Below are 19,210 nucleotides of genomic sequence, written 5' to 3'. Positions count from 1 at the left end.
CTTTCGCATCAGTCGCCCATGGTGGGGGCGCGGATGTTCTGTAGGCTGGCGCCGTGGTCCGAGCGTTCGCTGGACACGAACAAGTTCACCGAATGTACGAGGACGGTATGGCCACACCCGGATTCCCCACGAATACGCTCGACAGCGAAGGTATGCCGCTGTGGATCAGCGGGCTGGCGAGTGAGGATCCCAATCACTGCGTTCATGTGGTTCGGGGGCTGGAGCCGGAGGCGGCGCTCGAGGCGCTGGGAGCCGAGGCGCGGCTGTTCCGGTCGTGCGAACTGCCTGCCGACCGGCCGGACGGGCGGATCTCCCTGCCCGCGGCGGCGTTGGGCGCGCAGAGCGGCGATGTCGGAACGCTGTTGGCCGGGCGCGTCGGCGAATGGACCTTCGTGTACGACGACTGGGGGACCGCCGACGATCCGGTAGCGCTGTCGGCCGACGGGCGGGTCGCGGCGATGAGCTACTACTCCATCAATGCCGATGCGAGTCTGACCTACTGCGTCGATGGCGACCGAATCGCCTGGATCAATGTCGACGATCTCGAGCTCGACACCGATCTGGCCGAACTACCCGAGGAACTGCGCGCGGCGTTCGAGGCGGCGGGCACCGTCGAATTCGACTATCTCGAGCCGGGCGAGGCCGATTTCTCCCTCTGCATGCGCGCGGTGAGCGCGCTGGCGGGTATGCCCTATACCCTCGACGAGCTACGCCGAATCCCCTTGTTGCTCACGCCATTCGGCTGAAATCGACGGAGAGGAAATCTCATGCGATACGACGAATACCGGGCCCGGGACGCGGTCGGTCTGGCGGAACTGGTGGCCAAGGGTGACGTGCATCCGCGGGAATTGCTGGAGGTCGCCTCGGCGCGCCGGGATCAGGTCGAGTCTCACATCAATGCGATCAGCCTGCCCATGGACGAGGTCGGGCGTGCCGCGGCGGCGGGGCCGCTCGAGGGGGCGTTCGCGGGCGTGCCGTTCCTGCTCAAGGATCTCGGCCAGGATTTCGCGGGCTATCCGACCGCGTCGGGGACCGGGCCGTTGCGAAAAGTGAAGGCCGACAAGAACAGTACGCTGGTGCAGCGGTGGATCGACGCGGGCCTGGTGATCTTCGGCAAGACCACGACGCCCGAATTCGGCGCGGTCGCGGTCACCGAGACCCGGACCTACGGTGCGACGCGCAATCCGTGGAATCTCGAGCGCACGCCGGGTGGTTCGTCGGGAGGCTCGGCGGCCGCGATCGCGGCGGGGATCGTCCCGATGGCCGGGGCCAGTGACGGCGGCGGCTCGATCCGCGTCCCGGCGGCCTGCTGCGGCTTGTTCGGTCTCAAGGCCGGACGCGGCATGGTTCCGGCGGGTCCTGATGTCGCCGAGAGCATCTTCGGCGCGGCCACCGCCGGTGTGCTGTCGCGCGGTGTGCGCGATTCGGCGGTGATGTTCGACATTCTCAGCGAACCCGATCCGGGCGGGCCCTACCTGTCGGGCCGGTCCGCCCAGTCCTACGCCGCGGCGGTGGAGACGCCGCCGCGCCGACTCCGCATCGGCTTCACGCACGAATCCCCGCTGGGCACAGCGGTACACGCGGAGGCGGTGCGCGCGGTCGAGGCGACCGCCGCGTTGCTCGAGCGGCTCGGCCACGCCGTCGAGCCGGCCGCGCCACATATCGACGGCCGCAGCGCCGCACAGGATTTCATGACGGTGTGGACCGCCAATCTCGCCGCGAAGCTCGCACACACCCGAAAGCTCACCGGCGCGGCCGATACCGAGTTCGATCTCGTCACCCGCGCGACGGCCGCCGCCGGACGCACTCACTCGGCCCGCGCGTTGATCGATAGCCATGGCCGGTGGAACACGTACACGCGCGCGCTCGCCGAGTTCCACGACACCTACGATCTACTCCTCACACCCACCCTCGCCGAGCCGCCGCTGCGCATCGGCCAGACCAAGCAGCCCGCGGCCGTGGAAAAGATCATGACCCTGCTGCTGAATCTGCGTGCGGGCGCGGCCATCACACGCAGCCCCCTCTACCACGAGGTCGTCCTCGCCAACCTGGCCCCGATCCCGTTCACCCAGCTCGCCAACATCACCGGCCGCCCCGCGATCAGCGTCCCCCTGCATCGCACCGCCGACGGCCTCCCCCTCGGCACCCAATTCGTCGGCCCCCTCGGCTCCGAATTCCTCCTCCTACAACTGGCCGCCCAACTCGAGCAGGCCCAACCATGGGCCGACCTCGAACCACCGCTCGCGGCGACCGGGTAGTTCGACTGTGCTGTAAAAGCTCTGGGGGCAATCTGGATGAACGACTACGACAGCTTCGCCGAGGCCTATGCGGCCGAGAACGACGCCAATCTCTACAACGCCTACTACGAACGTCCCGCGATGCTGGAACTCGCTGGCGAGGTATCCGCCAGGCGGATCCTCGACGCCGGTTGCGGATCGGGTGCCCTGACCGCAATGCTGCGCGATCGCGGAGCCCACGTGACCGGTATCGACGCGAGCACTCGAATGCTGAACCTGGCCCGACAGCGCCTCGGCGTCGACTCGGATCTGCGGGTCGCCGACCTGGCCGACCCGCTGCCCTTCACCGACGACTCGTTCGACGACGTCATCGCCTCACTGGTATTCCACTACCTGGAGGATTGGGGCCCGACACTCACCGAAATACGCCGAGTGCTGAAACCAAAAGGCCGCCTACTCATTTCGGTCGATCACCCCTTCGTGGCCTACGGTTTCCAGCGTCAAGCCGGACACGCTCCCAACTACTTCGAGACCTACCGATGGAATTTCGAGTGGACCCTGGCCGGCGAGTCCGTGCCGATGAGCTTCTGGGCCCGCCCCTTACACGCGATGACCGATGCCTTCGACACGGCCGGTTTCCACATCCGCGCCATCGTCGAGCCCCAGCCCGTGCCCGCCGCCCGGGAGCTGTTCCCCGAACAGTACGACGCCCTCACCACCAATCCGAGCTTCCTGTTCTTCGCTCTGCGGACCGACTGAGCGCTGCTAGGAGGGGGTGGGGGCCAGCCATTTCGCGATGGTGGTCACCACTGCCGGGTCGACATGGTGGGGCATTTGTAGATCCGCGGGGGTCGAGGATCCGTTGCCGGGGAAGAACATGTGGTCGTCGGCCGCGAAGACCTCGATGGTCACGTCGGGCTTTCCCTCCAGTCCGGCCCGCCATCCGGCCAGGTCGTCTGTTTCGGTGACCTGGTAGTCGCGACCGCCCTGCAGCACGAGGATGGGTCGGTCCAGACTCGCGGCGGTGGCTACCTGGTCGAACTCGCGCAGGTCCAGCCAGTAGGAGGCGGGCCAACCGAACAGCAGTTCCGCGCTGGGGGTTTCGGGGGGCAGGGCCGGGTCCTCGGTTCGAATGATCGCCTCGTGTGCGATGGTCGCGTCCGTGGTCGGGTCGAGTTCGGCGACGCGTTCGAAGACGCGCCGCGCGGCCCGCGGTAGTGGGACCGTGTCCGTGGCCAGCATCACCACGCCCGCGATCGAGGGTTCGGCCGCGGCGATGCGGACCGCGGCCTTACCGCCGCCGCTGTGGCCCGCGACGAAGACCCGGCCGGAATCGACCACCGGCTGCCGCTGCAACAGCCGCACCGCGGCAAGCACATTCGGCTGATATTCCTCGACCATTGTGAACCCGGGTTCGTGCTGCAGCCGGGTGTGCACGTGCGTCACCTTGTCGAACCGCAGCACGGCGATATCGTGGCTGGCCAGACCCCACGCGATATCCTTGAACGGCTTGTTGGGTCCGAAGGTCACATCCCGATCGGTGGCTCCGGAGGAGATCAGCACCACCGCCGGGCAGCCGCGAGCGTCGCGCGGCAGGGTCAGTGTGCCCGCGACGGTGAACGGTCCGCACTCCAGCGTGATCTCCTGTTCGACGAATCGGCGCGGCGCGGCGTAATGCGGTGGGGTCCAGCTGGATTCGGCCAGGGGAGCGAGTCGCAGGCCGTGCAGCAGTCCTGTCGCATCGACCGCCAGTCGTACCTCGAGCCCGCCGTTGTCGCAGCGCACCGGCACAACGGCCCGGGTGAGTTGGTCGTCGATCCGCGTGACGGTCACCTCGCCGAGAGTGTGGATCGCACCGGTCTTGACGGTCTCCGCGGCCCACCCGGTCCGCACGGTGTCGGTGGATACCGCCGCCGCCAGCGCGGGCGCGAACAACTTCTCGAGTTCCTCGAAACGTCCTTCGCGCAGCATCGCCACCACCGCCGTCGCCACGGTTACCGAATCGGTCTGTCTCGTCATCGTTCTCAACCTTTCTCGTATGATGAGAACGTTAGCAAGATATGAGACTATTGCGAAGTGGATGCTCTGGAACTGGTTGCACACCCCGCGCGATTGCGGATCGTGCACGCATTGCGCGGCGACCGCATCCTGACCACGGCCGAGTTGTGCGCCCGGCTGCCAGGGGTTTCGAAGGCGATGGTGTACAGGCACGTCGAAGCGCTCGCCGCGGCCGGAATCCTCGAGGTCGCGCGGGAACGACGGGTGCGTGGCGCGGTCGAACGACACTACCGCCTACGCGCGGACCGAGCGGCAATCGGCCCCGAGGAGCTCGCGGCCGCCACGATCGAAGATCATCGACGAGTCTTCGTCACCGCGATGGCCGTACTGATCGCGGAGTTCACCGCCTACCTCGACCACGGGAACGCCGATCCCGCAACCGATCTCGTCGGCTACCGCCAACACGCCCTCAGGCTGACCCCCGAGGAACTGACCCAATTCATCCTGGACCTACAGCAGGTGATCCTGCCCCGAATGACCAATGAACCCACCCCCGACCGCGGCCGCTACCTCCTCAGCCCCATCCTGTTCCCGGTCGAGGAGGCATCGGGGGAGTAGGACGAAAACCGTTTCGGCACAGGCGTGGCCGTTGTTACGGTCAGCCGGTGCCGTCTCACTACCACGTAACCTCCGCCCTGAACCGCGCCTCTATCGCAAAGTTCGGATTGGACTGGCGTCGTATGGGCGCCGCGCGAGGTATCGCGGGCAGTGACCGGCCTGAACAGGCGGGTTGTTTTCTCGCGCTCGATGAGTTCGAGTGCGAATGGTTCGTTCGGATGAACAACACCGGAGGGCCCGTGGACGTTTGGGAAGTCCACGGGATAGCGGCCGACGATCTCGTCGTGTCCCCGGAGGGCCATTACTACTATCCCGGAACGATCGCGGCAGCTCAGCTGCGCTTGGTGCGGCGAGATGTGCCCGCGGCCCGACTATTCGACGATTGATGTCATCCGCTCGTCGTAACCGGTGCGGGGGTCGATCACGCGTCCGGCGGCCCACCAGTTCTCGCGAGCGGTTTCCAAGATCCGGAAGGCGACGTCCTCCCTGTGCACTCCGGCCTTGTCCTGAAGGTGGGCGACCAGTGATTCGAACAATGCCTTCTTGGTGTCGGCGGCGCGGTCGTTGAACGACAATGTGATGCACATCAGGCGGTTCGTACGCGGGATCCCGAATGCGACATCCTCATGGAACACCGCGCCTTCCGGGAACTCGTGGAAGAAATGGAATCGGTCGTCGTCGGGGATGGCGAGTGTCTCGACCATCGCCGCGTGGATGGCGTCGGAGATGGCCCGGCGCTGGTCGCGAGTGGTCGCGCCCTGGTGCAGATAGATGTCGATGAGTGGCATGTGGTTCTCCCGAAAGGCCGATCAGGGCGAGCAGGGCGACGGCCCGGTGTCGGTCGCCGACTGTTTCGCTGTCATGAAACTCAACCTACGTTCGCGTCCGCTATGCGACCAGCGCACATTGAGCATCATGGGTATGCTCATTCGGCATGGATTTGTCGTTGTCCGCGCTGCGGACGATTCGCGTTGTGGCCGAGTGCCGGAACTTCACGGCGGCGGCCGCCGCCCTCGACTACACCCAGTCGGCGGTGTCGCGTCAGATCGCTGCGGCCGAGCGGGAATTGGGCGCGACGCTGTTCGAGCGCGGATCGACGGAGTGCCCGAGGAGATCCGCCGCGTGACCCTCGCGCACGCCCCCGACCTGGAGCCGGACGTGGTGGTGCCGCTCGTGCGGGCAATGCGCGAAGCGGCCGCGACCCTGGCCGCGGAGCACAGCGGTCCGCCGCGATGATGATCTAGCCCCGACACACCGTGCATGGGTGAACGGCTCACCGAGCCGAGTACGACGGTCGCGGCAGAAGGGTCCCGCCGTCGGCGGTCCGAAGGATTCCGGTTGGGCCCGTTCGCCTTTCGGGGCGATGGGCTCGACCGTCTCCAATTCGCAACGACCCCTTGTTGCTCGGATGGGGCGGCCCTACACTGTGTGTATCTCATACATGCAGTACTAGGTACTACATGTTCCACCAAGGACGGTGAACATGGCAGGCACGAATCAGCGGGTCGCGTCCTATCCCAAGGCTCGGCGGATCGCGTTCCGCTTCGACCGCCCGGCGTCCGCGGGCCGGTACTTCGTCGAAAACGATATGGTCTACAGCCATTTCGTGGCCGGACTCTCGGGCGGGTTCCCGCCGGGGGAGGAGTCGTTCATCCGATCGGTGCGCCGATTCGCCGATCAGATCACCGATCCCGTGCTGAAGAAGCGCGTCGCGGGTTTCGTCGGGCAGGAGGCGATGCACGGGCTCGAACATCGGCGGCTGAACGACAAGCTGGTCGAGATGGGCTATCACATCGACTGGCTGGATTCGCAGCGTCAGCGGGACCGAATGATCCGCTTGGAGCAGCGAATTCCCGCGCTGATACATCTGGCCATGACCGCGGCCGCCGAACACTACACGGCCGTGCTGGCCCAGCGTGTGCTCTCGAGCGACGAGATCCAGTCCATCCCGGCCGAACCCGAATTCTGGAATCTGCTGAATTGGCATGCGCTCGAGGAACTCGAGCACAAATCGGTCGCCTTCGATCTCTTCCGCGCGGTCGGTGGCCCCGAGCGCACCCGAATCGGCGTCATGGTCGCCATGTTCGCGCTGACGATGCCGCTCACCTATACGAGCTTGGCCGTCTCGCTCGCCCGCGATCCCGAGGCGCGCCGTCAGCCCGTGCGGCTGGTCCGCGAGGCCTATCGGCTGTTCACCGGCCCGGTGTTCCGCGGCATTCTCGGCGAGCTGGCCCAATACATGCGGCCCGGCTTCCATCCCGACGATATCGACACCTCCGCCCTGCTGTCGCATTGGCAGGACGAGCTTTTCGGCGCCGACGGCGCCCTGGTCGACCACCTGAAGTAAATCGAGAAATGAAAGGACCGACCAATGACGATCGGTCGACATGTCGAGACGAAGCCGTCGGCGTATCCGAAGGTGCGGCGCATGCGATTCCGCTTCGGCGAACCCGAACCGATGGCTCATCACTTCGTCGTCGGCAATATCGTGCTCAGCCATCTGATTTCGTTGCTGTCCGCGGTGTTTCCGCCGGGTGAGGAATCGTTCATCCGATCGGTGCGCAAATTCTCCGACGAGATCACCGATCCGGTGCTGAAGAAGCGCGTCGCCGGATTCATCGGGCAGGAGGCCGTGCACGGCCAGCAGCATCGCGTGCTGAACGATCAGCTCATCGCCATGGGCTATCCGATGGTGCGGCTGTTCACCTTCGACAAGGATTCTCGACGGCAGCGATGGTTCGTGGGCGCGGAGAATCTGATCCCGCGCCAGGCCCATCTGGCGATCACCGCGGCCGCCGAACACTACACCGCGACACTGGCCAAGCGGGTGCTGTCCAGTCCGGAGATCCAGGCCATTGCCTCGGACGCGGAGACGCGGAATCTGTTGAACTGGCACGCTTTCGAGGAACTCGAACACAAGTCCGTCGCCTTCGACGTCTACCGCGGCTGCGATGGGCCCGAATCGGTCCGGATCGGGGTGATGGCGCTCATGTACGGGTTCACGCTGCCGGTTGTATCGCTCGGCGTACTGCTGTCGATCCTCACCGATCCGAGTGCGATCAGACCACTGCGGGTCGCCCGCCAGGCGATCGAGGTGTATCGGGGACCGATCGTGAAGGGACTACTGGGGGAGATCCGCGTGTATCTGCGTCCGGGTTTCCATCCCGACGACATCGACACGACCGAACTGCTCGAGCGGTGGCGCGCGGAGCTTTTCGGCGCGCAGGGCGCTCTGCTCGATCGCGTGAAATGACAACGGAACGACGAGGAATCGACAATGAGCACAGTCGCCGAGGGTGTCGGCGCGCCGGTGCGCGAGCGGAATACGCCGGATCACGAGGTCGTGGTGGTCGGCGCGGGATTCGGCGGCATCGGCGCGGGCATCGCGTTGCAACGCAAGGGCATTCACGACTTCGTGATCGTGGACAAATGGGATCGGGTCGGCGGAACCTGGCATGCCAACACCTATCCCGGTGTGGCGGTGGACATTCCATCGTTCATCTACAGCTTCTCCTATGAGCAGCGCGGTGACTGGTCGCGGATCTACGCGCCCGGCGCCGAATTGCGCGAGTACGCCGAGAACATGGTCGGCAAGTACGGTCTGCGCGAGAAGCTGCGCCTGAACACCACGATCGTGGCCGCGGCCTTCGACGAGCGAAACAGCCTGTGGCGGTTGAGTACCGACGGCGCGGCGGATATCACCGCACGGTACATCGTGCTGGCGATCGGCGGACTCGAGCGCCCCAAGATGCCCGATATCGAGGGTCTGGACGACTTCGGCGGCACCCTTCTGCACACCGCCCTGTGGGATCACGACGTGGTCCTGCGGGGAAAACGGGTGGCGGTGATCGGCACGGGCGCGACCGCGCTCCAGCTGATCCCGGCCATCGTGGAGGAGACCGCGCAGCTGACGGTTTTCCAGCGCACCCCGATCTGGGTATTCCCCAAGACCGATGCCCGGGTCGGCGCGCTGGGGCGAAGCATCCTGGGCAACAGGCGAATCCGCTCGGCGCTGCGGCTGGCGGGTAATCTGGCCACCGAGGTCTCGATGAGCGGTATGGTGGCCGGCCCGCCGTGGTTGACCGAGACATTCCGCCGGGGCGCGGAGATCCCGGTGCGGCGCTGGATGCGCGGCCAGGTCCGCGATCCGGTGATCCGCGAGAAGCTGATGCCGAAGTACGGGCTGGGTTGCAAACGGCCGTCGATGTCCAACGACTATCTGCCGACCTTCGACCGCGCCGACGTCAGCCTCGTCACCGATACGATCGAGCGCGTCACCGAGACGGGTGTGCGAACGGTCGACGGTGTCGAGCACGAGGTCGACGTGCTGATCTGCGCGACCGGATTCAAGCTGTGGGAGAAGGGCTCCGTGCCGCCGTTCCCGGTCCGCGGACGGCACGGCATCGATCTGGAACAATTCTGGGACGAGCACCGCTACCAGTCCTATCAGGGCGTCTCGGTCCCGAACTTCCCGAACGCGTTCACCATCACCGGCCCCTACGGCTTCGTCCTGGGCTCCTACATCTGGATGATCGAGGCCACCGCCGCGCATCTGAGCCGCGTGATCGCCGAGTCGAAACGCCGCGGCGCGCTCGAGGCCGAGATCCGTCCCGAGGCGCACGAGGAGTACTTCCGGGCGTGTCTGCGACGGCAGCAGAAGAACTTCCTGTTCACCCCGGTGTGCGCGGGCTCCAACACCTACTACATCGACGATCACGGCGACTCCCCCTTCCGCCCCAGCACGCACGGCGAGATGTACTGGCACAACAGGCATTTCGCCCTCGATGCCTACCGCTACACCCCGGGCGCGGCGGTGCCGCCGCGCGTTCGAACCCTCGCCGAGGAGCTGCTGTGAAGATCACCGGGATAACGCCGGAACTGGTCGTGGTGACCGGCGCGGGCAGCGGTATCGGTCGCGCGGTGGCCGTCCGATTCGCCGGTGCGGGTGCGCATGTGGTCGTCTCCGATATAGATCTCGACGCGGCGCTGTCGACGGTCGCGATCATCCAGGCCGCGGGTCATCGGGCCTCGGCCGCCCGGTTGGATGTCACCGATCCGCTCGCCTGGGAGCGTTTCGCCCGCGACGTGCACGCCGATCACGGCGTGCCGGATGTGGTGGTCAACAATGCCGGAATGCTGGTCGGCGGGGCCTTTCTGGATCTGGGGCCCGCCGATTGGGATCGGCAGCTGTCGGTGAATCTGCTCGGCGTCGTCTACGGCTGCCGCGAATTCGCGCGGCAGATGATCGACAACGGCAAGCGCGGACAGATCGTGAATATCGCCTCGGCGGCGGCCTTCACGCCCACACCGGTGATGTCGGCGTATTCGGTGTCCAAGGCCGGGGTCAAGATGCTCACCGAATGTCTGCGACTCGAGCTGGGTCCCAAGGGTATCGGCGTGAGCGCGATCTGCCCCGGGGTGATCAATACGAATATCGGCGAGCACGCGGTCACCGTCGGCGTGGATCCCGAGTTGGTCGCGCGCGGCAAGCAGATCACCCGGCAGATTCAGGAGCTCGCGGCCACGCTGCCGTTCTCGCCGATGAGTCCGGATCTGGTGGCGCGAGCGGTGCGGCGCGCGGTGCGCTACGACCTGGCCGTGGTTCCGGTCCGCGCGGAGGCGTGGCTGGGTTATTTCATGCAGCGCATCGCGCCGGGTGTCAATCGGCGCATGACACAACCGTTCTCGATGGAGCGACTGGAGCGCGTCGGTGTGCGGCTGCTGAACCGGTTCGGTTCCGGCCCATCGGTTTCGGCGACGGGACGCCCGCTCGAAGTGGGGCGTGGGGGAGCGGGCGGGTGAACCCGCGCGCCCATCGGATCAAGGTGCTCGACGTCATCGTCGAGACGGCCGATGCGGTCTCGCTGGTCTTCGACACCCCCGGGGATCTGGCCGCCCGATTCGCCTATGCGCCCGGCCAATTCCTCACCGTCGAGGTGCCCAGCGAGCGCACCGGTTCGGTGGCGCGCTGCTATTCGTTGTCGAGCAGCCCGCACTGCGAGGACCGGCTCACGATCACCGTCAAGCGCACCCGCGGCGGCTACGCCTCGAACTGGTTGTGCGACAACATCACCGCCGGATCGATCCTCACCGTGCTGGAACCCTCGGGGACGTTCACGCCGCGCTCGCTGCACCGGGACGTAGTGCTGTTCGCCGGTGGCAGCGGCATCACCCCGATCATGTCGATCATCAAATCGGTGCTGATCGGCGGCATCGGCGCGGTGGTCGTGCTGTATGCGAATCGGGACGCGGAGTCGATCATCTTCGCGGCGGGGCTGCGGGAATTGGCACAGCGGTTCCCGCAGCGGCTGAGCGTGACCCACTGGCTGGAATCGGAGTGCGGACTGCCCACCGTGGACCGGCTCGCGGCCTGGGCGCGGCCCCATCGTGGGCACGACGTATATCTCTGCGGCCCCGAGGAATTCATGCGTGCGGTCCATGCGGCGCTGGATCGGTTGGGGGTGCCCGAAAGCGTTGTGCGCCAAGAGGACTATCGCTCGCTGACCGACAATCCGTTCGAATCGCCCACGCGCCGAGCGGCTGCGGCCCAGGCGAATGGCGACCACCCGGCACTGACCGTCGAAATCGACGGGCAGATTCATCGGCTGCGCTGGCCGCGCCAGCAGAAGTTGCTCGACCTACTCCTCGACCACGGTATCGACGCGCCCTACGTCTGCCGCGAATCCGCCTGCGGTACCTGCGTGTGCAGTGTGAAGCGGGGCAGGACGCGCATGCTCGTGCGCGAGGCGCTCATCGACGACGAACTCGCCCAGGGCCTCACCCTGGCGTGTCAGACACTGCCGGAATCCGACGAACTGCACATCGTGTTCGATCAGTGACTACTCGACGACACGGTTTCGTGTCATGCCCGCACCTCCCGACGACCTCAGCGGGCTCGCCGGCCTGCGCGTCATCGCCGGGGTTCCGTGGGTCGGCGGATCGGCTAGGGTCGGATTCACTTGTATCTGCCCACCACCCAGTGACGGATCCCAAGATGATCGAGCTCGTACTCGCGGCGGTCGCCGTGCTGGAGGCCGCCGGTCTGGTCGCGTTGTTCGTACTGCTCGCGCGCAGCCGCCGCGAGACCGACGAACTGCGCCGGGAGTTCGACGAGTTACAGCGCCGGACCGAGACCCGGCAGCTGTTCAAGAACGGCGGCCGGGAAGCGGTGAAAACCGTCTGGGAGACGGCGAACCTGGTGCGCAAGAAAGGGTTACGGGGCGCTGTGCTCAGCTCGATCGAGGACCTGGCGGGTTGGGCGCAGGTGGAACGCCCCGATCTCGCTCGCCTGACGCCCGACGGTCACGTCGTCATCGCGTTCTCCGATATCGAGGGATCCACCGCGCTCAACGAACGACTGGGCGATCAGGCCTGGGTCAAGCTGCTCGATCGCCACGACCGACTGATCCGCAAATTCGTCACCAAATACGGTGGACATATCGTCAAGAGCCAGGGCGACGGCTTCATGATCGCTTTCGCCGAGCCCGAACAGGCCGTGCAGTGCGGTTTGGATGTGCAGCACGCGCTCGGCGGCGGCCGCGACCGGGTGCGCGTCCGAATCGGCATCCACATGGGCAGCTCGGTTCGCCGCGGCGACGATCTGTTCGGCCGCAATGTGGCGATGGCGGCCCGCGTCGCCGAACAGGCCGACGGTGGCGAAGTGCTCGTCAGCGAGGCGGTCCGGCAGTCGATCGCCGACGAGCCGGATATCGCGGTCATCGCCGAACGCGAGGTCGAGCTGAAGGGGTTGCAGGGCACGCATCGCCTCTACGCGGTCGACCGCGCCCGGCTCGACTCGCCGCGGTGATGGACGTCAGGCGACCACCGAACGCTGTGGTACGCCGACGTATTCGCTCAGTGGGCGGATCAGGGCGTTGGATTGGCCCTGTTCGATGATGTGGGCGGTCCAGCCGGTGATGCGGCTCATGACGAAGATCGGGGTGAATACCTCGATATCGAAGCCGAGCAGGTAATAGGCCGGGCCCGTGGGGAAGTCGAGATTGGGTTTGATGCCGGTCGCCTCGATCATGGTCTGCTCGAGGGTTTCATACATCCGGACCCATCTGTGTCCGTCGGTGGCCGCGGCGATATCCACCAAGGCGTTCTTCATCGTGGGCACCCGGGAGTCGCCGTTCTTGTAGACCCGGTGGCCGAAGCCCATCACCTTTTCCTTCTTGGACAGCTTGTTTCGCAGCCATGCCTCGGCCAGGGCGGGGTCGCCGATCTCGAGCATGTCGTGCATGACGGCCTCGTTGGCGCCGCCGTGCAGCGGGCCCTTGAGCGCGCCGATCGCGGCGGTGACCGCGCTGTAGATATCCGAGAGCGTGGAGGTGACCACGCGCGCGGCGAAGGTGGAGGCGTTGAAGCTGTGCTCGGCGTAGAGGATCAGCGACACCTCGAACGCCTTCACCAGTTCCGGTGCGGGGACCTTGCCGAAGCACATGTTCAGGAAGTTCTCCGCGAAGCCCATATGTGAGTGCGGCGCAATGGGATCCAGTCCGCGGCGGCGGCGATGGTCGGCCGCGACGATGGTCGGCAGGACGGCCATCATGCGAAGCGCCTTGGCGCGGTTGGCCTTCGGCGAATTGTCGTCCTCGAGCGGATCCTCGGCGCCGAGGTAGCTGATCGCGGTGCGCACCACATCCATCGGATGGCAGTTGTCCGGCAGCTTGGCGATCAGCCCCAGCAGCGAGCGGTCGGCGCGGCGGAAGGAGCGTTCCTGCTCGAGGAATCGCGCCAGCTGAGCGTCGTTCGGCAGTTCACCGTGCCACAGCAGATAGGCGACCTGTTCGAAGCCGCAGTGCGCGGCCAGATCCTGGACCGCGTAGCCGCGGTAGGTCAGCGAGTTCGTTTCCGGCACCACCTTCGAGATCGCGGTGGTGTCGACGACGACGCCGGCGAGACCTTTGTAGATGGTCGGTATCGCGGTATCCGTCATCGCTGGTTCCCTCCCAGGGTGAAATTGAAGATGTCGGAATCGAATTCGTTGTAGCGCTCGTACCGCAGCAGTTCGTAGAGGCGGCTGCGGTGCTGCATGCGATCGAGCAGACCCGCCTGGGTGCCGTGGTCGTAGATCTCGCGCAGCCCGGTTTCGGCGGCCCACATCGCCAACCGCAGGGTCGACACGGGATAGATGACGGCGTTGTAACCGATCGACTCGAGCGTCTTCGCCGTCAGCAGTTCCGACTTGCCGAACTCGGTCATATTGGCCAGCAAGGGAATCGAGACCGCGGCGCGGAACTTCTCGAAATCGCTCACCTCGCGCAGCGCCTCGGTGAAGATGAGATCCGCGCCCGCGTCGGCATAGGCGCGGGCCCGCTCGATGGCGGCGTCGACACCCTCGATGCCCGCCGCGTCGGTGCGGGCGCAGATCACGAAGTTCGGATCGCGCCGGGCCGAGATCGCGGCGCGCAGGCGGCGCACCATATCCTCGGTCGGGACCACGGCCTTGCCGTCGAGATGTCCGCAGCGTTTGGGATTGACCTGATCCTCGAGGTGCAGCCCCGCGATTCCGGCGTCCTCGAGTACGGTCACCGTGCGCGCGGCGTTCATCGGTTCCCCGAATCCGGTGTCGGCGTCGATGAGGACCGGCAGATCGGTCACGCGCGCGATCTGTTGCCCGCGCCCGGCGACCTCGGTGAGGGTGGTGAGTCCGATATCGGGCAGGCCCAGATCCGCGGACAGCACCGCGCCCGAGACGTAGACGCCCTCGAAGCCGATCTCCTGAATCAGCTTGGCCACCAACGGGTTGAACGCGCCCGGGAACCGTTGAATCCGCCCCGAGACCAGGCCGGACCTGAATGCCGCCCGCTTGTCCGCGGCGGAGGTGTTCGCCGCCAGCAGCCCGGTCACCGGAACAGTCCCTTCGCCAGTCGCGGCGCGCGCGCGAGCACCTCGTCGGAAACGGTGAAGGTGAGTCCGGACAGTTCGTCGGCCGACAGTTCGGCGGTGCGCTGGGCGACCTCGAGGAAGCGATCCTGTTCGGCGGGCGCGATGACACCCTCGGCGAGGGTGCGGAACTTGGCGATGTACTGATCGCGGGCGAAGGGTCGCGCGCCGAGGGGGTGCGCGTCGGCCACGGCCAGCTCGTCGACGATGACCTCACCGCTTTTCAGCGTGATCTCCGCCCGCGCGCCGAAGGCCTTCTCGTTCGGATCGGTGGAGTGATAGCGCCGGGTCCATTCCGGATCCTCGGCGGTGGAGATCTTGTTCCACAGCTCGATGGTGTCGGGACGCTGGGCGCGCTCGGGGGCGTAGGAACGCTCGTGATGCCAGACGCCGTCCTGCAGGGCGACGGCGAAGATGTACATGACCGAGTGGTCGAGGGTTTCGCGAGAAGCCCTGGGGTCGAACTTCTGTGGATCGTTGGATCCGGTGCCGATCACCACGTGCGTGTGGTGGCTGGTGTACAGCACGATGGTGGCGATCTGGTCGAGATCGCCGATGCGCTCGCGCATGCGACGGGCCAGATCGATCGGGGCCTGGCTCTGGTACTCGGCCGAATGCTCCTTGGTGTAGGAGTCCAGGATGGCGCGCTTGGGCTCGCCCGGGCCGGGCAGCGGCACCGAGTATTCGGCGTCCGGACCGCTCAGCAGCCAGGCGATGACACCGTCCTCACCCTCCCAGATCGGCGACGGCGCGCCCTCGCCGCGCAGCGCGCGATCGACGGCCTCGACCGCCATCTTCCCGGCGAAGGCCGGGGCGTAGGCCTTCCAACTGGAGATCTCGCCCTTGCGGGACTGGCGGGTGGCCGTGGTGGTGTGCAGGGCCTGGCCGATGGCCTGGTAGATGATCTCGGTGTCGAGTCCGAGCAGGGTGCCGATGCCCGCGGCCGCCGACGGTCCGAGGTGGGCGACATGGTCGATCTTGTGTTCGTGCAGGCAGATTCCACGCACCAGATCGATCTGGATCTCGTAACCGGTGGCCAGACCGCGGATCAGGTCACGCCCCGAGCGCCCCGCGTGCTGGGCGACGGCGAGGATCGGCGGGATGTTGTCCCCGGGATGGGAGTACTCCGCGGCGAGGAAGGTGTCGTGGAAGTCCAACTCGCGCACCGCGACTCCATTGGCCCACGCCGCCCATTCCGGCGAATACGTCCCGCCCACACCGAAAACCGTGGAACCCGGCTGATACGGATGGGCCAGCGCCTGGGCGCGGGCATTGGCGACCGGGCGGCGGGTGATCGAGGCGGCGGCGACCGCGGCATTGTCGATGATCCGGTTGACGATCATCTCCTCGGTGTCGGGCGCGACCGCCACGCCGTCCGCGGCGACCTCGGCGATTCGCCACGCGAGATGTTCCTCGCGGGGGAAGTTCTCCGCGGAGCGGTGGGTGCGGACGAGATGGTTCTTCACGGTCGGGGCCTCCCGGGCGTCGGTGTCATCGCTTCATTTCGCACGCTACACAGACCCGCGATGAGCGGAAACGCCCCGCAAGTGTCGATTTATGTGGAACAGAACCTGTCAAACTGTGAAAGTTGTGTAAATCGCCGCTGCTACATTGCTGTCATGCAGAAGATGTACGCGGGCGGTCGGTTGCGCGCGCTGCGGGAACAACGCGGACTGTCCCAATCCGCGCTCGCCAAGGCGCTCGGAATCTCGGTCAGCTACGTCAACCAGCTCGAGCACGACCAGCGGCCGCTGACCGTGCCAGTGTTGCTGAAGCTGAACGCGAGCTTCGATCTGGACATGGGCTTCTTCGCCGCTGACACCGACGCCCGGCTGATCGCCGATCTGCAGGACGTCTTCGCCGAGGATCCCGACGGCGTCACCGTCACGACCGCCGAGATCGACGATCTGGTCGCCCGGATCCCGGCGGCGGCCCGCATGCTGGTCGGGTTGCATCGACGACTGCGCGGCGCGACCGAGCAGCTGGAACGGGTATCGGCCGGAATCGACAGCGGCACGGCCGATCCCACCGCGGCGCGTCCGTACGAGGATGTGCGCGACTACTTCTACGACCGTCGCAATCACATCGCCGCGCTGGACACCGCCGCCGAGGAGCTGTTCACCCGCAACGGCCTCACCGTCGGCGGTCTGGATCTGCAGCTCACCCGAATCCTGCGCGAGCAGCACGGTATCGCGGTGGTGATCCGCAACGACGATCCCGATTCGCCCGGCCCCAAACGGATCTACGATCCCGACGCCCGGGTGCTGACCCTCGCGCGCCGATTGTCGCCGGGGCAGCGGGCCTTCCAATTGGCCACGCAGTTGGCCTTTCTCACCCAGGCGGTGACGCTGTCGGCCTTGATCGAAGAGGCCGACACCATGCCGACGCGGTCGCGCGGGGTGCTGCGCATCGGCCTGGCGAACTACTTCGCGGGCGCACTCATCCTGCCGTACACCCAATTCCGTGACGCGGCAGAGGCTTTGCGCTACGACATCGAACTGCTGACCGTCAAATTCGAGGTGGGCTTCGAAACCGTCTGCCATCGGCTGTCCACCCTGCAGCGACCCGCGCAGCGCGGAGTGCCGTTCTTCTTCATTCGCACCGACCGTGCCGGAAACATCTCGAAACGCCAGTCCGCCACGGCATTCCATTTCTCGCGCGTCGGCGGCAGCTGCCCGCTGTGGGTGGTCCACGAGGCCTTCTCCACCCCCGGCCGCATCCGCACGCAGATCGCCCAGATGCCCGACGGTCGCAATTATCTGTGGCTCGCGCGCACCACCGAGGAGAACACCCCGGGCTACCTGTCGCCCAAGCGTGATTTCGCCGTCGGCCTGGGCTGCGATCTGGCCTATGCCGACAAGCTGGTGTACTCCCACGGCCTGCCGATCGATGATCCCCGCACGGCCGTCCCGATCGGGCCCGGCTGCAAGGTCTGTGAACGTCCCGGCTGTGCCCAGCGCGCCTTCCCACAGCTGGGCCGACCGGTCGAGGTCGACGACAATCGGGCCCTCACCGTCCCCTACGCGCCCACGCCCGTGCCGTGAATCACAGCGTTGATCATGCTTGGCCGATTGTGGGGACTCGGCTATATTCGCCATCGCAGCTGGTTCGCCGGAGGCGGAAACGAGGAGCCCCTGATCCGTCCGAAGGCGTCGAAGCCCCCGCGGCGCGTGTCGCGTGGGTGAGAGGGAACGACCGCCGAGAGGTACGGCCCGGACCGGGTCGAAGCCCGCGAGTCCGAAGACCTGCCGGTTGTGCCGGATACGCCGTATCCGGCGGTCGTCGCCTCGTGGATCGGGCGCTACGCCGAGCGGGACCCGGGCACGGGATGATGCTTCCAGGGCTCCGGTCAGCGTGCGTTCCCTGTCGAGTGGCGGCCATCGGCTGCCTACCAGGGGGCGAATATGTATGCCATTTCCGCGCACGGCCGTGTGAACACCAAGGCCCGTGCGGTTCCGTCGGTCGTCCGCAGTCTGGATATCCACTCCGGCGCGCGGGTGCCGTTCTCGGTGGAGTTCAACCCACCCCGCGACGCCGACGGCGAGGCGCGATTGTGGCGCGCGGTCCGGGAATTCGAACGGATGCATCCGGCGTTCGTGTCGATGACCTACGGGGCGGGCGGCTCGACCAAGGATCGCACGGTGCGCATCACCGGTCAGTTGGCGCAGCAGACCACCCTCGTTCCGGTCGCCCACCTGACCGCGGTCGGGCACAGCGTGGCCGAGTTGCGGGCACTGGTCGGCTCGTACGCCGACCGCGGCATCCGCAATCTCCTTGTGCTGCGCGGCGATCCACCGGGCGATCCGCTCGGTGAATGGCACAGCCACCCCGAAGGTGTCGAGCACGCCGAGGAATTGGTGCGCATCGTGCGGGATCTCGGGGATTTCCATGTCGGGGTGGCGTCCTTCCCACAGGGACATCACCGATCGCCGGACCTGGCCACCGATACCGAGCATCTGGCCGCGAAACTCCGTGCCGGAGCGGAGTATTCGATCACGCAGATGTTCTTCGACGTGGAACACTATCTGCGCCTGCGTGATCGCGTGTTGCGGCACGATCCGGTCGAGGGCGCCAAGCCGATCATTCCGGAGTTGATGCCGATCACCTCGCTGCGCACGGTGCGGCGGGCGGTGGAGCTGTCCGGGCGGGAACTGCCCGCCGCGGTATTGCGTCGCCTGCACCGGGCGGCCGGTGACGGTCCGCAGGAGAATCGCGCCGCGGTGCGGTCGGCGGGAATCGAGATCGCCACGGAGATGGCGCAGCGCCTGATCGCCGAGGGCGCGCCGTGTCTGCACTTCATCACGCTCAATTTCGCCAAGGCGACGACGGAGGTGCTGACCAACCTGGGTTACCGGGTGACCGCCGCGCCGCTGAGCGCCTGATCGTCTATCCCCTTACCAGCCAATGGAGTTCACTGTGACCTCTTCGAATACCCACACGTCCATGACTCGGTCGCTCAGCGATCTGGA

19 protein-coding genes are annotated in these 19,210 nt (G+C 66.5%); 14 read left to right on the top strand and 5 right to left on the bottom strand.

The window, feature by feature from the left end:
• Positions 1-92: 92 nt before the first annotated feature.
• Genes NP4_RS21875 through NP4_RS21865 form a run of 3 tightly spaced genes read left to right on the top strand, consistent with a single transcriptional unit; the run spans position 93 to position 2,996 of the window.
• Positions 93-746: a DUF6461 domain-containing protein gene (locus tag NP4_RS21875; protein WP_245998750.1), complete on the top strand. Its 654-nt coding sequence runs from the start codon at positions 93-95 to the stop codon at positions 744-746.
• Positions 747-767: 21 nt separating this feature from the next.
• Entirely contained in the window at positions 768-2,258 is a 1,491-nt protein-coding gene (locus NP4_RS21870) for an amidase (RefSeq protein WP_068000810.1), read from the top strand.
• A 36-nt stretch (positions 2,259-2,294) separates the two neighbouring features.
• A complete protein-coding gene (locus tag NP4_RS21865; RefSeq protein WP_068000808.1) occupies positions 2,295-2,996 on the top strand; it encodes a class I SAM-dependent methyltransferase in 702 nt (233 codons plus the stop codon).
• Between the two features lie 6 nt (positions 2,997-3,002).
• Here the strand turns inward: NP4_RS21865 and NP4_RS21860 are convergent, their stop codons facing one another.
• Positions 3,003-4,256 carry an alpha/beta hydrolase gene (locus NP4_RS21860; protein WP_068000805.1) on the bottom strand — a complete coding sequence of 418 codons (1,254 nt, stop codon included), beginning with the start codon at positions 4,254-4,256 and terminating at the stop codon, positions 3,003-3,005.
• Positions 4,257-4,313: 57 nt separating this feature from the next.
• Here NP4_RS21860 and NP4_RS21855 point away from each other — a divergent pair, with 57 nt between their 5' ends.
• Together NP4_RS21855 and NP4_RS21850 are read left to right on the top strand one after the other, a co-directional pair.
• Positions 4,314-4,853 carry a helix-turn-helix domain-containing protein gene (locus tag NP4_RS21855; RefSeq protein WP_068000803.1) on the top strand — a complete coding sequence of 180 codons (540 nt, stop codon included), beginning with the start codon at positions 4,314-4,316 and terminating at the stop codon, positions 4,851-4,853.
• Between the two features lie 47 nt (positions 4,854-4,900).
• Positions 4,901-5,239, top strand: coding sequence for a hypothetical protein (locus NP4_RS21850; RefSeq protein ID WP_068000799.1), 339 nt, complete (start codon positions 4,901-4,903; stop codon positions 5,237-5,239).
• On the opposite strand, the gene NP4_RS21845 is transcribed toward NP4_RS21850, so the two are convergent.
• Positions 5,225-5,641, bottom strand: a complete 417-nt coding sequence (locus NP4_RS21845; RefSeq protein ID WP_068000796.1) for a tautomerase family protein — start codon at positions 5,639-5,641, stop codon at positions 5,225-5,227. The genes NP4_RS21850 and NP4_RS21845 overlap by 15 nt on opposite strands.
• Before the next feature lie 146 nt (positions 5,642-5,787).
• Here NP4_RS21845 and NP4_RS21840 point away from each other — a divergent pair, with 146 nt between their 5' ends.
• The 7 genes from NP4_RS21840 (at position 5,788) to NP4_RS21810 (ending at position 12,660) form a co-directional block, all read left to right on the top strand.
• Positions 5,788-5,979 (top strand): helix-turn-helix domain-containing protein, encoded by a 192-nt coding sequence (locus NP4_RS21840; protein ID WP_068000793.1) that lies wholly within the window; start codon positions 5,788-5,790, stop codon positions 5,977-5,979.
• Positions 5,980-6,336: 357 nt separating this feature from the next.
• The gene (locus NP4_RS21835) at positions 6,337-7,200 is read left to right on the top strand and encodes a metal-dependent hydrolase (protein WP_068000791.1); all 864 of its coding nucleotides are present in this window, start codon (positions 6,337-6,339) and stop codon (positions 7,198-7,200) included.
• A 24-nt stretch (positions 7,201-7,224) separates the two neighbouring features.
• Entirely contained in the window at positions 7,225-8,106 is an 882-nt protein-coding gene (locus NP4_RS21830) for a metal-dependent hydrolase (RefSeq protein WP_068000788.1), read from the top strand.
• Between the two features lie 24 nt (positions 8,107-8,130).
• A complete protein-coding gene (locus NP4_RS21825) occupies positions 8,131-9,708 on the top strand; it encodes a flavin-containing monooxygenase (RefSeq protein WP_068000786.1) in 1,578 nt (525 codons plus the stop codon).
• Positions 9,705-10,655: an SDR family NAD(P)-dependent oxidoreductase gene (locus tag NP4_RS21820; protein WP_068000783.1), complete on the top strand. Its 951-nt coding sequence runs from the start codon at positions 9,705-9,707 to the stop codon at positions 10,653-10,655. Before NP4_RS21825 ends, NP4_RS21820 begins: the two co-directional genes overlap by 4 nt.
• On the top strand, positions 10,652-11,692 hold the full coding sequence (locus tag NP4_RS21815; RefSeq protein WP_068000781.1) for a ferredoxin--NADP reductase: 1,041 nt from the start codon (positions 10,652-10,654) through the stop codon (positions 11,690-11,692). Before NP4_RS21820 ends, NP4_RS21815 begins: the two co-directional genes overlap by 4 nt.
• A 155-nt stretch (positions 11,693-11,847) precedes the next feature.
• Complete coding sequence (locus NP4_RS21810) at positions 11,848-12,660, top strand: adenylate/guanylate cyclase domain-containing protein (RefSeq protein ID WP_068001224.1); 813 nt, start codon at positions 11,848-11,850, stop codon at positions 12,658-12,660.
• Positions 12,661-12,666: 6 nt separating this feature from the next.
• On the opposite strand, the gene NP4_RS21805 is transcribed toward NP4_RS21810, so the two are convergent.
• From NP4_RS21805 to prpD, 3 genes are read right to left on the bottom strand one after another with little or no spacing between them, the layout of a single operon-like run.
• Positions 12,667-13,791: a bifunctional 2-methylcitrate synthase/citrate synthase gene (locus NP4_RS21805; RefSeq protein WP_068000778.1), complete on the bottom strand. Its 1,125-nt coding sequence runs from the start codon at positions 13,789-13,791 to the stop codon at positions 12,667-12,669.
• Positions 13,788-14,705, bottom strand: coding sequence for a methylisocitrate lyase (gene prpB / locus NP4_RS21800; RefSeq protein ID WP_068000775.1), 918 nt, complete (start codon positions 14,703-14,705; stop codon positions 13,788-13,790). The genes NP4_RS21805 and prpB overlap by 4 nt, the downstream gene beginning before the upstream one ends.
• Entirely contained in the window at positions 14,702-16,207 is a 1,506-nt protein-coding gene (gene prpD / locus NP4_RS21795; protein ID WP_068000772.1) for a 2-methylcitrate dehydratase PrpD, read from the bottom strand. Before prpD ends, prpB begins: the two co-directional genes overlap by 4 nt.
• Before the next feature lie 153 nt (positions 16,208-16,360).
• Between prpD and NP4_RS21790 the strand changes: the two genes are divergently transcribed.
• The gene (locus tag NP4_RS21790; protein WP_068000769.1) at positions 16,361-17,785 is read left to right on the top strand and encodes a short-chain fatty acyl-CoA regulator family protein; all 1,425 of its coding nucleotides are present in this window, start codon (positions 16,361-16,363) and stop codon (positions 17,783-17,785) included.
• 360 nt (positions 17,786-18,145) lie between these two features.
• A complete protein-coding gene (locus tag NP4_RS21785; protein ID WP_082876098.1) occupies positions 18,146-19,123 on the top strand; it encodes a methylenetetrahydrofolate reductase in 978 nt (325 codons plus the stop codon).
• Positions 19,124-19,210 lie beyond the last annotated feature (87 nt).

This window comes from Nocardia pseudobrasiliensis NBRC 108224 (assembly GCF_001613105.1).
GTDB classification, from domain to species: domain Bacteria; phylum Actinomycetota; class Actinomycetes; order Mycobacteriales; family Mycobacteriaceae; genus Nocardia; species Nocardia pseudobrasiliensis.
The sequence above is the reverse complement of the archived record's forward strand: the minus strand, read 5'-3'. Positions and strand labels throughout refer to the sequence as shown.

Coding starts and splice junctions, on each gene's coding strand:
- NP4_RS21860 (WP_068000805.1), bottom strand. CDS start 4,256: ATGACGAGACAGACCGATTCGGTAACCGTGGCGACGGCGGTGGTGGCG.
- NP4_RS21835 (WP_068000791.1), top strand. CDS start 6,337: ATGGCAGGCACGAATCAGCGGGTCGCGTCCTATCCCAAGGCTCGGCGG.
- NP4_RS21865 (WP_068000808.1), top strand. CDS start 2,295: ATGAACGACTACGACAGCTTCGCCGAGGCCTATGCGGCCGAGAACGAC.
- NP4_RS21790 (WP_068000769.1), top strand. CDS start 16,361: ATGCAGAAGATGTACGCGGGCGGTCGGTTGCGCGCGCTGCGGGAACAA.
- NP4_RS21785 (WP_082876098.1), top strand. CDS start 18,146: ATGTATGCCATTTCCGCGCACGGCCGTGTGAACACCAAGGCCCGTGCG.
- NP4_RS21830 (WP_068000788.1), top strand. CDS start 7,225: ATGACGATCGGTCGACATGTCGAGACGAAGCCGTCGGCGTATCCGAAG.
- NP4_RS21825 (WP_068000786.1), top strand. CDS start 8,131: ATGAGCACAGTCGCCGAGGGTGTCGGCGCGCCGGTGCGCGAGCGGAAT.
- NP4_RS21870 (WP_068000810.1), top strand. CDS start 768: ATGCGATACGACGAATACCGGGCCCGGGACGCGGTCGGTCTGGCGGAA.
- NP4_RS21875 (WP_245998750.1), top strand. CDS start 93: ATGTACGAGGACGGTATGGCCACACCCGGATTCCCCACGAATACGCTC.
- NP4_RS21840 (WP_068000793.1), top strand. CDS start 5,788: ATGGATTTGTCGTTGTCCGCGCTGCGGACGATTCGCGTTGTGGCCGAG.
- NP4_RS21845 (WP_068000796.1), bottom strand. CDS start 5,641: ATGCCACTCATCGACATCTATCTGCACCAGGGCGCGACCACTCGCGAC.
- NP4_RS21810 (WP_068001224.1), top strand. CDS start 11,848: ATGATCGAGCTCGTACTCGCGGCGGTCGCCGTGCTGGAGGCCGCCGGT.
- NP4_RS21805 (WP_068000778.1), bottom strand. CDS start 13,791: ATGACGGATACCGCGATACCGACCATCTACAAAGGTCTCGCCGGCGTC.